The sequence below is a fragment of the Bifidobacterium longum subsp. longum JCM 1217 genome (assembly GCF_000196555.1).
GTDB classification, from domain to species: Bacteria; Actinomycetota; Actinomycetes; order Actinomycetales; family Bifidobacteriaceae; genus Bifidobacterium; species Bifidobacterium longum.
The window spans coordinates 2116230-2129343 of sequence record NC_015067.1 but is presented as its reverse complement, the minus strand read 5'-3'; the positions used below and the strand labels follow the sequence as shown (position 1 = coordinate 2129343).

General features: G+C 60.4%; 9 protein-coding genes. 5 read left to right on the top strand and 4 right to left on the bottom strand.

Translation table 11 applies throughout. From position 1 onward, the window contains the following. The first annotated feature begins 242 nt into the window (after positions 1-242). On the top strand, positions 243-1553 hold the full coding sequence (locus BLLJ_RS09165) for an ATP-binding protein (RefSeq protein ID WP_013582955.1): 1311 nt from the start codon (positions 243-245) through the stop codon (positions 1551-1553). A 258-nt stretch (positions 1554-1811) separates the two neighbouring features. Here BLLJ_RS09165 and BLLJ_RS11205 read toward each other — a convergent pair whose 3' ends face one another. The 3 genes from BLLJ_RS11205 to BLLJ_RS09150 all read right to left on the bottom strand — a co-directional run bounded on the left by BLLJ_RS11205 (position 1812) and on the right by BLLJ_RS09150 (position 6217). Next, the gene (locus BLLJ_RS11205) at positions 1812-2633 is read right to left on the bottom strand and encodes a hypothetical protein (protein ID WP_013582954.1); all 822 of its coding nucleotides are present in this window, start codon (positions 2631-2633) and stop codon (positions 1812-1814) included. Next, the gene (locus tag BLLJ_RS09155; RefSeq protein WP_016507753.1) at positions 2623-3822 is read right to left on the bottom strand and encodes an NUDIX hydrolase; all 1200 of its coding nucleotides are present in this window, start codon (positions 3820-3822) and stop codon (positions 2623-2625) included. The genes BLLJ_RS11205 and BLLJ_RS09155 overlap by 11 nt, the downstream gene beginning before the upstream one ends. A 157-nt stretch (positions 3823-3979) precedes the next feature. Next, positions 3980-6217: an RNA degradosome polyphosphate kinase gene (locus tag BLLJ_RS09150; protein WP_011068706.1), complete on the bottom strand. Its 2238-nt coding sequence runs from the start codon at positions 6215-6217 to the stop codon at positions 3980-3982. Positions 6218-6691: 474 nt separating this feature from the next. Between BLLJ_RS09150 and BLLJ_RS09145 the strand changes: the two genes are divergently transcribed. Then, a complete protein-coding gene (locus BLLJ_RS09145) occupies positions 6692-7987 on the top strand; it encodes a metallophosphoesterase family protein (protein ID WP_013582952.1) in 1296 nt (431 codons plus the stop codon). Positions 7988-8153: 166 nt separating this feature from the next. On the opposite strand, the gene BLLJ_RS09140 is transcribed toward BLLJ_RS09145, so the two are convergent. Continuing rightward, the gene (locus BLLJ_RS09140) at positions 8154-8954 is read right to left on the bottom strand and encodes an IclR family transcriptional regulator (protein ID WP_010081262.1); all 801 of its coding nucleotides are present in this window, start codon (positions 8952-8954) and stop codon (positions 8154-8156) included. 293 nt (positions 8955-9247) lie between these two features. Between BLLJ_RS09140 and leuC the strand changes: the two genes are divergently transcribed. The 3 genes from leuC (at position 9248) to BLLJ_RS09125 (ending at position 13024) form a co-directional block, all read left to right on the top strand. Further along, a complete protein-coding gene (gene leuC, locus BLLJ_RS09135; protein WP_013582951.1) occupies positions 9248-10651 on the top strand; it encodes a 3-isopropylmalate dehydratase large subunit in 1404 nt (467 codons plus the stop codon). 82 nt (positions 10652-10733) lie between these two features. Next, complete coding sequence (gene leuD / locus BLLJ_RS09130) at positions 10734-11426, top strand: 3-isopropylmalate dehydratase small subunit (protein ID WP_007053083.1); 693 nt, start codon at positions 10734-10736, stop codon at positions 11424-11426. 482 nt (positions 11427-11908) lie between these two features. Continuing rightward, positions 11909-13024, top strand: coding sequence for a beta/alpha barrel domain-containing protein (locus BLLJ_RS09125; protein ID WP_013582950.1), 1116 nt, complete (start codon positions 11909-11911; stop codon positions 13022-13024). Positions 13025-13114 lie beyond the last annotated feature (90 nt).

Below are 13114 nucleotides of genomic sequence, written 5' to 3'. Positions count from 1 at the left end.
CGGATTGGATTTGTGGGTGATTCGACTTTTTGCTGCGATAGGCCAGTTGCAGCAGGACAATGCCCTGTCCGTGCCGAGATCTGCCTCTGATACCTCTGAGAGGGTAAAGCGTAAAAAACAACACGGTGTAAAACAGGGAATGAAACTGGTGTAAAACCGGGAATGAGATAGGTGTAAAATCGGGAATGAAACTGGTGTAAAATCTATATTGTTAGAACGATAGAACTGGGAAAGGCTGCAATATGAACGATTTGAGTGGTCGCGATGGTACCTTGACCAGGCCTGATTATCGTTCACGCGTGGTAGATAGCAGATTAAGCAAACTGCTCAAGGCGTTCGGTGCGGTGGAAATCGTTGGGCCGAAATGGTGCGGCAAGACATGGACCGCGCTCTCCCGGTCTCGAAGCGTTGACCGTCTGGATGATGTGGCAGTTTTCGCGGCCGCCCAAACCGATCCTGCATTGGTGCTGATGGGGGAGGAGCCCCATCTGGTGGACGAATGGCAAGATGTACCGCAAATTTGGGATGCCGCTCGTCGCCATATAGATGACAATGCGAACCGCAAGGGGCAGCTGATTCTTACAGGTTCGGCTATTCCAAAGGATCGTGACGCCATTCATCACAGCGGCACTGGTCGCATTGCTCGTCTGCGCATGTGGCCCATGAGCTTGGCTGAATCCGGAGAATCCACGGGCGCGGTCAGCCTATCCGATTTGTTCGAGGGGAAATTCGAGCCTGCCGAATGCAATACGAGTATCGAAGACATCGCCAGATGGTGTTGCCGTGGCGGTTGGCCCGCAAATCTTGAGCTAGACGATGAATTCGCCTTGGAAATCCCGGGCGAATATATCGCAAGTGTGCTGGATATCAGCGTGCCGAAGATGAAGAAGAATCCTGAAACTGCACGAGCTTTGATGCGAGCTCTTGCCGTGAACATCTCGCAGGCACCAAAATATGCGACGCTGGCTGCGGATATGGCATATGGCGATGAGCGGCGCGAGCCGGATACGCAGACGGTGAAGAGCTATTTGGAAATGTTCAAGGACTTGTATCTGCTGACGGATTTGGAGGGTTGGGAACCGCCACTCCGCGCAAAGAGTCGTGTGCGAACCAAGCCCAAGCGATATTTCGTGGATCCTTCGTTGCCTGCTGCGGTTTTAGGTGCGTCGCCGAAGACGCTGATGCGGGATACACAGACGCTCGGCGATCTGTTTGAAACGCTGTGCATTCGTGATTTGAATGTATATCTGTCGGCCATGCCGGGCGCGAACAATCGCATCGCCTACTACCGCGATGACAAGGGGCTTGAAGTTGATGTCATTATCGAGTTGTCTGACGGCAGGTGGGGTGCCATCGAAATAAAACTCAGTGACCTTAAGGTGAACGATGACAATGCGGATAAGCTCAAATCCTTCCGCAACAAAATCTGCGGCAATCCCATGGCCCAAGTTCGCGAACCAGAGTTCATGATGTTCCTTACCGGCCGAGGTGGGAAGGCCTATCGCCGCAATGACGGCATACTGGTCGTGCCCATCGCAACGCTCGGGGCGTGAATCTGGTAAAAAAAAGAAGCGCCGAACCGCGAAAGCGCCTGTCGGCGCAAGGGCCGCTCGCGGCGGCAAAAAATGGAGCCCGGGGCTTAAGCACGGTCCGACGCGGATACTTAGTATAGCTTGCGATAGGTCTCGCCGCGCCGGGGAAGGGGTGGTGTTGGGCGGTAGCTGATTGTTGGGGTGCGGTCGGTGGGTTTCTCCCTCAGTCACGGGCATCGCCCGTGACGGCTCCCTCATCAGAGGGAGCCTGGAGCGGGGTTACTCCAACCGTCCGCGACGCCAGAGGTTGGCACCGTGTTGGAAATCCTTGGCGGTGGCCATGAGGCTGCCGGCGGTGTGCATAAGGCGGGCGGCTTTGGTGCGCACGGCCTTCTCATCGACATCCGAGGAGAAGCCGCCGTTGGCCTCGGCCCGGGTCACCATGCGCCGCGCCTCCACGCGCAATCCCAACGCCACCACATCGGTAAACGCCGCCGCACGCTCAAGCGCCACGGCAAAATCGCCCACAAAAGCACCGGAGAGAATCGAATCGGCCAATCGCACGATGTCATCTTCATTGGGAGCCTGATCCACGCCGGCGATGGCGGAGGCGGTAGTGGCCACCGGCTCACCCAAGCGCCACAGATGCGCGATTGAGTCGCGATTCGATCGCATCCACGTACGCAACATATACAGTCGCCACAGCACACCAGGCAGCGAATCCGGCTCAGCATCGCTCCATAGTTCGGCGATTTCATCCACGCCGACCGTCTCCACCAACGTGAGCACCCGCTCGACAACCGCCGGGTCTTCGCTATGGCGCACACGATCCAGCAATGCGGCAGCGGACAGATGGCTCATCTCGCTCAACGCTTGCGGGTCCATGCCGCCGGCCAATCCATCGGCCACAGCCGGGTCGAGCTGAGCCGGGCGCGAAGGACGCGAAGAACCCATGCGAGCAGGTCCGAATGCCGCTCCGGCCGCACGCAACGAGCCGAAGCCTGGGCCCAGACTGCCGGCGGCACCATTGTGCGCGGCATGAGCTGCGGCGGCAGCGGCCGAGGAGTTGGATGAATCAGGGAATGCGGGTCTAGTAGACAAGCGGTTGAACCTTCTGAATATCGATGATTTTGGGACCATGAGGCGTCGGAGTGACGAACAGCGCCACCGCCGTGCCGGTCGGCATGAACGGTGTCTTGGCGATCAGGCGTTTGCTCAGAGACGGCGCAACGCACATGCTGCGCAGGTGTCCGAACATACCACCAATCACCGGCCGGTGCATGCATATCGCTATGGGCTGACGGCGCTCAAGTGCGAACTCGATTTCGCTGAGTAGACACTCCCATGCGGTGTCCGGCGCAGCGGCGTATGCATCTTCGGTGAGCGGATCGAGATGAACCATGTCTCGTCCGGTCTGCCACGCGAACATCTCCAACGTCTCCTGGCAGCGCACCCAAGGCGACGTGGCCAGTCGGGTCGGATTGAAACACGCCAGCTCGCGGTTCAGCGCGTATGCCGCAGCCGCGCCGCGCGGCGTGATCGGACGGTTCGCGTCCGAACCCTTCCACAGCTTGCGCGCTTCCGCTTTGCCGTGGCGCACGATAATCACCGGCACGGCGTCAAGCGCGCCCTCCTGCACCCGATCAACGAATAGCGCGAGGATGTCCTTATCGGTGGAATGGCTGAGCTTCTTGCGGGCCTCGGCCGGCGTCAGCCACAAAACTTCGTCGATTTCGCCGATGTCCGCCCGATGCACCGGGCCAAACGCATGGGTACGCCGCAGGTTGTCGATGGCGCTGATCGGCGTGGCCATCCAGAACTGGATATGCTTGGTATCCGCCGACCGATCCTTGGTATGGCGCTGTTTGCTGCCTTCTTCGGACAGCGGGTACTCGATGTCGCCCAGATAGGGGCCAAGTTCCACGGGCAGGCCCGATTCCTCGCCGATCTCGCGTACGGCGGCATGCCGGTGCGATTCGTTCGGGTCGACCTTGCCTTTCGGCCAGCTCCAGTCGTCGTATTTCGGGCGATGCACGACGCACAGTTCGATGCGGTTGAGTACGTTGTCCGCTGTGGCTGGGCTGTCGGCCTGCGCCGGGTCCGGGGTGGAAGCCGCGTCCGATGCGCCGGGTGCTGCCGTGGTCTCGCCGTCAGAATCCGTGGTGTTCGCGATGATGGTGCCATCGGTGGCAATATTGGATTTCACTGATGGAGATGATGCCCGCGTCGGCTCGGCATCATCCTTCCACCGGTACAGAATACCGCCGGCGGCTTCCACGATTCGTCTCATACTGTTCGTACCCATCTCTTGTATTGTAGGTCACGTTGGACCGCTGCTACGTAGTTTTTGCGCGCTGAACAACGATGCCCGGCATCCTCTCGAAAGAGGAGCCGGGCATCGTAACCACCCTCAGTCAGCTCGTGCTGACAGGGAGCATCGAATGAAATCAGTTGTGCGAATTGGGGCGGCGCTGGTGCTTGCGAATCAGATATTCCTGACTGTCGACCAGCGGGCGGCCCTCGTCGTCCTTGGTGTGCAGCACATACGTGCCGTCGGGCTGCATGTGCCAGCTCATGGTGGAGTCGGCCATCTGCAGGTCCACGTACTTGATGAGCCCGTCGACCTGCTCCGGGGCGGTGACACGCACCAGAGCCTCCACACGGCGGTCAAGGTTACGGTGCATGAGGTCAGCCGAACCGATGTAGACCTCCGGGCCGGAAGCCGGACCCTCGCCGATCTGCGGGCCGTCCGCGTTGCAGAAGGCGTAGATGCGGGAGTGCTCCAGGAAGCGGCCGAGAATCGAACGCACGCGGATGTTCTCGGACAGGCCGGGAACGCCGGGCTTCAGAGCGCAGATGCCGCGTTCGACGATGTCGATCTTCACGCCGGCCTGAGAGGCACGGTACAAGGCGTCGATGGTCTTCTCGTCCACGATGGAGTTGACCTTGATCTTGATCCAGGCCTCCTTGCCGGCGCGGGCGGCGTCCTCCTCGCGGCGGATGCGCTGGATTAGACCGGTGCGCACGGTGCGCGGGGCCACCAGCAGACGGTGGAAGCTGGACTTTGGCGCGTAACCGGAGAGCTGGTTGAACAGACGAGTCAGATCCTGGCCGACCACCGGGTCGCAGGTCAGCAGACCCAGATCGGTGTACAGTCGCGCGGTCTTCGGGTTGTAGTTACCGGTGCCTACGTGGCAGTAGCGGCGTAGACCGTCCGCTTCCTGACGCACGACCTCGATGAGCTTGCAGTGGGTCTTCAAGCCCACGATGCCGTACACCACGTGCACGCCGGCGCGTTCGAGCTTGCGGGCCCACGCGATGTTGGCGTCCTCGTCGAAACGAGCCTTGATTTCCACCAAAGCCAGCACCTGCTTGCCGGCATGAGCGGCGTCGATCAGGGCGTCGATGATCGGCGAGTTGGAGCTGGTGCGGTACAGGGTCTGCTTGATGGCCAGCACCTTCGGGTCCGCGGCGGCCTGCGCAAGGAAGGCCTGCACGGAAGTGGAGAAGGAGTCATAGGGGTGATGCAGCAGGATGTCGCGCTCGCGGATGGCGGCGAAAATGTCCTGCGCACGGGAGGACTCGACCTCGGCGATCTGACGGTTCGTGGTCGGCACGAACGGACGGTTCTTCAGGTCCGGGCGGTCCACGCTGCCGAGCTCAAAGAGCACGGTCAGGTCCAGCGGGCTGGGCAGACGGTATACCTCGTCCTGGCTCACGCCGAGCTGGTCGGCGAGCAGCTGGGAGAGGAACGGGCTAGTGGTGTCCGTGATCTCCAGACGGATCGGCGGTCCGAAGCGGCGGCGCAGCAGCTCCTTCTCCATGGCGTTGAGCAGGTTCTCGGCGTCATCCTCTTCCACGTCGATGTCCTCGTTACGAGTCACGCGGAAGGAGCGGGCTTCCTTGATGATCATGCCCGGGAACAGGGATTCCAGATGCGCGGCGATGAGCTTTTCCATGGCGATGAAGCCGTAACGCTCGTCCTTGGACTCCTCGTCGGTCATGTCGTCCACCGGCACCAGGCGCGGCAGGTTGCCCGGGATCTTGACGCGGGCGAAGTGCGACTTGCCGGAGGCCGGGTTCTCCACAATCACGGCCAGGTTGATGGAGCCGCCGGAGATGTAGGGGAACGGGTGGGCCGGGTCGACGGCGAGCGGCGTCAGGACCGGGAACACCTGCTGGCGGTAGTAGCGCGAGAGGCGCTCCTGCTCGGAGGATGTGAGCTTGTCCCACGTCAGCAGGACGATGCGCTCCTTCTCCAATTCCGGCAGAATGGTGTCGATCGTGTAATGTGCGTGCTCGTCTTGCAGACGGTGTGCGGTCTCGCTGATCGCGCGCAGCTGCTGACGCGGGCTCAGGCCGGCGGCAGACGGCACGGCGATGCCCGAGTCGATACGGCGCTTCAGGCCGGCGACGCGGACCATGAAGAACTCGTCAAGGTTCGAGGCGAAGATCGCGGCGAAGTTGGCGCGCTCGAGCAGGGGCATGTCTTCGTTCTCCGCACATTCGAGCACGCGCTGGTTGAACTTGAGCCAGCTGAGCTCGCGGTCGAAGAAACGGTCCTTGGGCAGCGGTGCCTCGCCTTCCTGATCGACGCGGCGGTCGTTGTTGTCGTTTTCGGCAATATGCTCTGCGATTTGGCTGCGCAGAATTGCCTTCGAGGGTGCGTCAAATATCTGTGCCATAGCTTATATCGTAAGCTTTGGCGTGGCCGGAAAACGACTGAACGCGCCAGAATTCAACGGGTGTTCATGTTAGTTCGGTGTTGGTTGGTTTTGAGTGTGCTAGCGTCGCTCGCGACACGCCGTGAGCGGCGGTGAAACGAACGAAATCGAACATCGGACGGGTTCGATGTGAACGGTTCAGCTCGTTTTCCGATAGCCAGAAAGTGCGATTGAACAGTTGTGATAAAAAACGCACAACGACTCTCTGCAGGTTGCGAGAAACGGGAGTGATGAATAGATTATGAGGTACAAGAACAACTGAACAGAGCAGAGCCCACAAATAGTGTATGGTCACGAGGACTGTTACGTTGGACGGGCATTGGAAAGACTTACCGTTACAACGATGATGTTGTGCAGAGATTCTGCTCCAGTAGTTGAACTTGTAGAAAAGGCCCGCTCCGGCGGGCCTTTTCGTTTGTGTGTACAGTGGAGGGCATGACGGAAACACAGCGTACGCCAGAGGGGATGTCGTCGAAACCTCGTATCAAGCCGGCCGATGCCGAAGACGGCCGTCCGGTCTCTATCTCTGCGCGTCTCGGACGACTGCAATTCCACTATTCCGGCAAGTTCCGCGTGCTGCAGATTGCCGACATTCAGGATGGGCCGAAAGTCTCCAAAGACACCATCACCCTGATTGAGGCCAGCCTTGATGCCACACGGCCTGATCTGGTGATTTTCTCCGGCAACCAGATCGCCGGCTACGATCCGGCGTTCGCCGATTCATTCCGTAAACGTCGCTGGTGTGACGAACCTATTGCCGAATCCGCGCTGAACCATACCCGAGCGCTGGTGCGCAAGGCCATTGGCCAGTTCACTGAGCCGTTGGCGGCGCGCGGCATTCCGTGGGCTGTGACGTATGGCAACCATGATTTCCAATGCGGGCTAAGCAATGCGGAACTGGACGGTATCTATCGTGAGTTCCCCGGTTGTGTCAATCCGCCGAGTGAGACCTTGCCGAACCAGATTGCATACACCTGTGGAGCGGGTGGTGCTGTGCAGACGCTGTCTGGTGCCACTGGTTCCGGTGAACCAGGCACCTTCGCGCTGCCGGTTATGGACGTTGACCATACGCGCAATGTGCTGGGTCTGGTCATTCTTGACTCCGGCGATTACGTGCATGGCGGCGGCTTCGGCGCACCATCGCCCGCAGCGCTCGCCTTCCTGAACGCCGTGCCCGACCGTATCGGTGCGAAATCAATGGTGTTCCAGCACATGCCGATGCCCGAGTATTACAACGTGCTGAAGCCGGTGGCGGCCAACGCGGCGTTTGCCATGCAGGGCTATCGTTCGCACGCCGATACCTACTACGTGCTGGACGAATTGCAAACCCAGCCCGGCGGATATTTGGGAGAAGGCATATCCTGCCCTGATACGTCAGGCGAATTCGAATTGCTGCGCGAGGGGTATTTCGGCGTCGTAGCTGGTCATGATCATCGCAACGGTTTCGTCGGCGAACATGAGGGTCTGTTGCTTATCGCTACGCCAACCTGCGGATTCAATACGTACGGACCGGCTCCGGCCAAACGTGCCACGCGATTGATCGAATTTGATATCCGTCACCCTTACGAGCCGCGTACGCAATTGCTGGAGTTTGGCGAACTGGTGGGCAAGCCCAGTTCCAAACGCGCCTATACCTATGCGGTGAACCAAACCGCGCCTGGCGAGGGCGAGGGTGATGATTTGCTGCGCAAGCCGTCGCTATGGAGTCAACTGTCCGGTTTATTCAGGTAACCCGGTTTATTCAGGTAACTGTTCCTGATAGAGGCGGAAAGCGGCGCGAAGTATTCGAGGTTTCGGTGGCCTTCCGCTGTGTATTAGTGGCAGAAATCCCGCGTCTCTTTCGTTGTGACGCGGGATTTCTGCCGGTTGGGCTATCGGTTGGATTGACTGGTATGTTTCAGCGAACGGCTTTGACCAGTGCCTCGGTGAGGTACTTGCCGGCGGCCATCACCAGCGGCGCATAGCGGCGTCCGGGGGCGGCACCCATGCGGCCGGTCGGGCCGGAAATCGAGATGGCGGCGATGACCTGGCCGGAGGCGTTGCGGATCGGGGCGGAAATCGAGCACACGCCCTCTTCGCGTTCGTTCACGGACTCGGACCAGCCGCGCTTGCGTACGGCGGCCAGCTTGGTGGCGGTGAACTTGGCGTGGCGCAATCCCTGGTGCAGACGGTCGGAATCCTCCCAAGCCAGAAGAATCTGGGCGGCGGAACCGGCTTCCATCGACAGCATGGCACCCACCGGAATGGAATCACGTAGGCCGGAGGTGCGTTCCACAGCGGCGATGCACACGCGCTGATCGCCTTGGCGGCGGTAAATCTGCGCAGACTCGCCAGTGCGATCGAGCAGGGTCTGCAGGATCGGGCCGGCGGCGGTCAGCAGACGATCCTCGCCTGCTGCGGCGGCAAGTTCGGCGAAACGGGAGCCGAGTACGAATCGGCCATGCTGGTCGCGCAGTACGAAACGGTGGCGTTCCAGTGCAATAGCCAAACGATGTGCGGTCGGTCGAGCGAGACCGGTGGCGGCCACAAGCTGGCCCAGCGTAGACGGGCCGGATTCCAGTGCGTCAAGAATCTTTACGGTTTTATCAAGGACGCCAACGCCGGAATGGATTTCCCCATCGTCCTTGGCGGTGGTGTCTTCAACCGGCTCGGACTCGGTCAAGCTGTTGTTCAATGGTTCTTCCCGGGAATCAGTCATAATAAGGGCGATTATGCCATCTCACATAGTGAAATGGCAAATTGGGGAAGTGTCTCACAGGGTGGCCATGAAGTTGAAAGGGCGTTCGTGGATGCCGAAGAGACATGTCTGGAGCGGAACCGAGTCATGACTAGGTCATGTTCGAGTCGGGTCCGAGTCATATTGAGGCCATCATTTGACCGTATCTCAATATCCGGCATGCTCATGGCCGGGCCCATCGCAAGCACATAGGCTAATACCACGAACAAGGCGCGAACACAATGCCTCGCGCGGAATTTTTTGGAGGAATCACTATGGGAACGACACTGGCCGAGAAGGTCTGGGCCGATCATCTGGTGCGCAAGGGCAGCGACGGAGCCCCTGATTTGCTGTACATCGATCTGATGCTCATGCATGAGGTCACCAGCCCGCAGGCGTTTGAGGGCCTGCGCTTGGCCGGCCGCAAGCCGCGTCACGTGGATCAGCTCATTGCCACCGAGGATCACAACACGCCGACCGTTGATATCGATCGCCCGAACCCGGATGAGACGAGCGCGTTGCAGTTGACGACTTTGGAGAAGAACTGCAAGGAGTTCGGCGTGCGCCTGCACCCGCTGGGCGACGCCGATCAGGGCATCGTCCACGCGTTCGCCCCGATTCTGGGCCTGACCCAGCCGGGCATGACCATCGTGTGCGGTGATTCGCATACGTCGACGCACGGCGCGTTCGGCGCGCTGGCGTTCGGCATCGGCACTTCCGAAGTCGAACACGTGATGGCCACACAGACGCTGTCCCTGAAGCCGTTCAAGACCATGGCCGTCAACGTCAACGGCAAGCTGCCCGCGGACGCGACGGCCAAGGACATCATTCTGGCGATCATCGCCAAGATCGGCACCGGCGGCGGCCAGGGTTACGTGATCGAATACCGTGGTGAGGCGATTCGCAACCTCACCATGGACGAACGTATGACCGTGTGCAATATGTCCATCGAGGCCGGTGCGCGTGCCGGCATGATCGCGCCGGACGAGACCACGTTCGAGTACCTGAAGGGCCGTCCGCACGCGCCGGAAGGCGAGCTGTGGGATCAGGCCGTGGCGTACTGGAAGACGCTGAAGACCGATGACGATGCCGTATTCGACAAGGTGGTGGACATCGACGCCACCAAGCTCGGTCCATATGTGACGTGGGGCACCAACCCCGGCCAAGGTCTGCCGATCACCGCCGCCGTGCCGGAGCCGGGCAAGATCGCCGACGCCACCAAGCGCGCCGCCGCCGAACGTGCGATTACATACATGGGTTTGAAGCCAGGCATGCCGATCAAGGACATCGCCGTGGACACCGTGTTCATTGGTTCGTGCACCAACGGTCGTATCGACGATTTGCGCCAGGCCGCCGCGATTATGAAGGGCCACCGCAAGGCCGAGAACATCCACCGCGTGCTGGTGGTGCCGGCCTCCTCCCGCGTGCGTTTGCAGGCGGAGAAGGAAGGCCTCGATAAGGTGTTCAAGGACTTTGGCGCCGAATGGCGTAACGCCGGCTGCTCGATGTGCCTGGGCATGAACCCGGACAAGCTGGTGCCGAACGAGCGCTCGATTTCCACTTCGAACCGTAACTTCGAGGGCCGCCAAGGCAAGGGCTCGCGCACGCATCTGGCGTCGCCGGCCGTAGCCGCCGCCACCGCCATCCGCGGCACAATCTCGTCTCCCGCCGATCTCTGAGTCAATACACGTGAGCCCCCTCTGACGAGGGGCTGTCAGTCGAAGACTGACTGGGGGAGAGATCCCCGAAAGGAAAATTGTTATGGAAAAACTCACCACACTGACCGGCGTGGGCGTGCCGCTGCGCCGCTCCAACGTCGATACCGACCAGATCATTCCCGCTGTGTTCTTGAAGCGCGTGACCAAGTCCGGCTTCGATGACGCCCTGTTCTACGCATGGCGCCGAGACCCGAACTTCGTGCTCAACAAGCCGGAATACGCCGGTAAGGGCCAGATTCTGGTCGCCGGCCCCGAATTCGGCATCGGCTCCTCCCGCGAGCACGCCGTGTGGGCGCTGCACGATTACGGTTTCCGCGTGGTCATCGCGCCGAGCTTCGCCGACATCTTCTACGGCAACACCGCCAAGAACGGCGTGCTGGCCGCGATTATGCCGCAGGAGTCCGTCGAACTCCTGTGGAAGCTACTGGAGGAAGAGCCTGGTCGTGAGATGACTGTCTCGCTGGAGACCCGCACTGTCACTTGCGGCGACGTGACCCTGCCGTTCGAGGTCAACGATTACGTGCGTTGGCGTCTGATGAACGGCTACGACGATATCGATCTGACGCTGCAGCACGAGGACGACATCGCCGCCTACGAAAAGATGCGCGCCGAAAAGTTTCCCTTCAAGCCCAAGACCATCCCCGCCAAACACTGGGCCGAAGAAAGAATCGAGTCCGCCCGCGAGCCTGAGGACGCAGACTGGACAGGGCCGTTGGCCGATCGCGGCATTATTTAGCCGCGATCGGCCTGCCGAGCTGCGACAGCAGCGAGGCCAGCATTGAGCCTCGCCGAAAGGCGAGTCCATAATTGCAGGCCCAGGGCCGTTGGCTCTGTGTCTGATTGAGATTATTGGGTCGCTCGCATCGCATCAGACAAAGGTCTCACTGGCTCTCGCCAGTGAGACCTTTTACGTATAGGGTCACTTCACGCAATCGTCTGGTTCCAATGCGGCAACTCGCTTAGCATCCCAAATACTTCCACCAACAACGCGAGAAAGTGCCATTCCCTCCTATCTCTTCTAGGGTGTGTTTGCACTATTTAAGTTTGCGCCAATATCACCGTACGAATCGTAGTATTCCAGACACGTACTTTGGCTGGGCAGCTCCGACGTTCATCATCTTTGTGGTAGCCAATGCCGCTTTCGCCATTATTTCGTTTGACGGCGCGATGGTGGGTTGAGTGTGCGTGTACGCATGTAGGTTGGCTTATCGTTGAAGCATGAGTGATTTTGAGCCGTTTTACGACGTCAGCCGCAGCTACGAAGACAACTATGAGCAAGGGCCGTTCGGCGCGTTCGCCGAGGCGCTGAAGGATGGCAACGGTGCCGATGCCGCCGGAACCACCAGCGAGGGTGCCTCGGCCTCCTTCCTGGGCCAGCCGGTCAACCTGCCTTTCGGCATTCCCGCAGGCCCGCTGCTCAACAGCCGCTTCACCACGGCCGCCTTCCGCATGGGCTTCGATCTGGCGACCTACAAAACCGTGCGTTCGCGCGCCTGGGGCTGCAACCCGTTCCCGAACGTGCTCGCCGTACACCCCAAGTCGGCGGACGGTTCACTGACGCCGGGCAGCGCCGAACTGGACGAAGGCGTGCTGGCCGACACCAACTATGAACAGCCGATTTCCATCTCCAACAGCTTCGGTGTGCCCTCGCAGAGCCCTGACGTCTGGCAGCCGGACATGCGCGCCGCCATCGAGGCCGCCGGTCCCGGTCAAGTGCTGGTCCCGAGCTTCCAAGGCTCGCGTGTGGAGGGCATGAGCGAGGAGGAATACATCGCCGACCATGCCACTACCGCCCGCCTGGTCAAGGAGACCGGTGCCAAGCTCATGGTGATGAACACCAGCTGCCCCAACGAGGGCCACAACCGCCTGCTATGCCACAATCCGCTGCTCGTGGGCCGCATCACCGAGGCCGTGAAGCAGGAGATCGGCGACATCCCGCTGATGGTCAAGCTCGCCTACATCCCCAGCGACGGCGACCTTGAACTCATGGTGCGTTCCACCGTGGGCCACGGCACTGTGCAGGGATTCAGCACCATCAATACGATTTCCGCCAAACTGGTCGATGCCAATGGCAATCAGGCCCTGCCCGGTGCAGGCCGTGATCGCTCCGGCGTGTGTGGCAATGCGATTCGTGGTGCCGGCCTCGACATGGTCGCCCGTCTGGCCGCGATCCGCGAGAAGCTCGGTCTTGATTTCAAGATCAATGGCGTGGGCGGCGTGGTTTCGCCGGCCGACTATCAGGCATACAGAAACGCCGGCGCGGATTCGGTGATGTCCGCAACCGGCGCGATGTGGGACGCCGAGCTGGCCCACAAGATCAAGGCGAGCCGGTAAATCGGCTCCAAAACAAGAAACAGCCTGTACGGGCCGTGATTCCCAGACAATTCCCAGCCAGTGCCCACGTTGCATTGAAACTGGTGTTGT

Excerpts from the sequence above, each read along its gene's own strand:
- BLLJ_RS09145 (WP_013582952.1), top strand. The coding sequence starts at position 6,692 with ATGACGGAAACACAGCGTACGCCAGAGGGGATGTCGTCGAAACCTCGT.
- leuC (WP_013582951.1), top strand. The coding sequence starts at position 9,248 with ATGGGAACGACACTGGCCGAGAAGGTCTGGGCCGATCATCTGGTGCGC.
- BLLJ_RS09125 (WP_013582950.1), top strand. The coding sequence starts at position 11,909 with ATGAGTGATTTTGAGCCGTTTTACGACGTCAGCCGCAGCTACGAAGAC.
- leuD (WP_007053083.1), top strand. The coding sequence starts at position 10,734 with ATGGAAAAACTCACCACACTGACCGGCGTGGGCGTGCCGCTGCGCCGC.
- BLLJ_RS09150 (WP_011068706.1), bottom strand. The coding sequence starts at position 6,217 with ATGGCACAGATATTTGACGCACCCTCGAAGGCAATTCTGCGCAGCCAA.
- BLLJ_RS09165 (WP_013582955.1), top strand. The coding sequence starts at position 243 with ATGAACGATTTGAGTGGTCGCGATGGTACCTTGACCAGGCCTGATTAT.
- BLLJ_RS09140 (WP_010081262.1), bottom strand. The coding sequence starts at position 8,954 with ATGACTGATTCCCGGGAAGAACCATTGAACAACAGCTTGACCGAGTCC.
- BLLJ_RS09155 (WP_016507753.1), bottom strand. The coding sequence starts at position 3,822 with ATGAGACGAATCGTGGAAGCCGCCGGCGGTATTCTGTACCGGTGGAAG.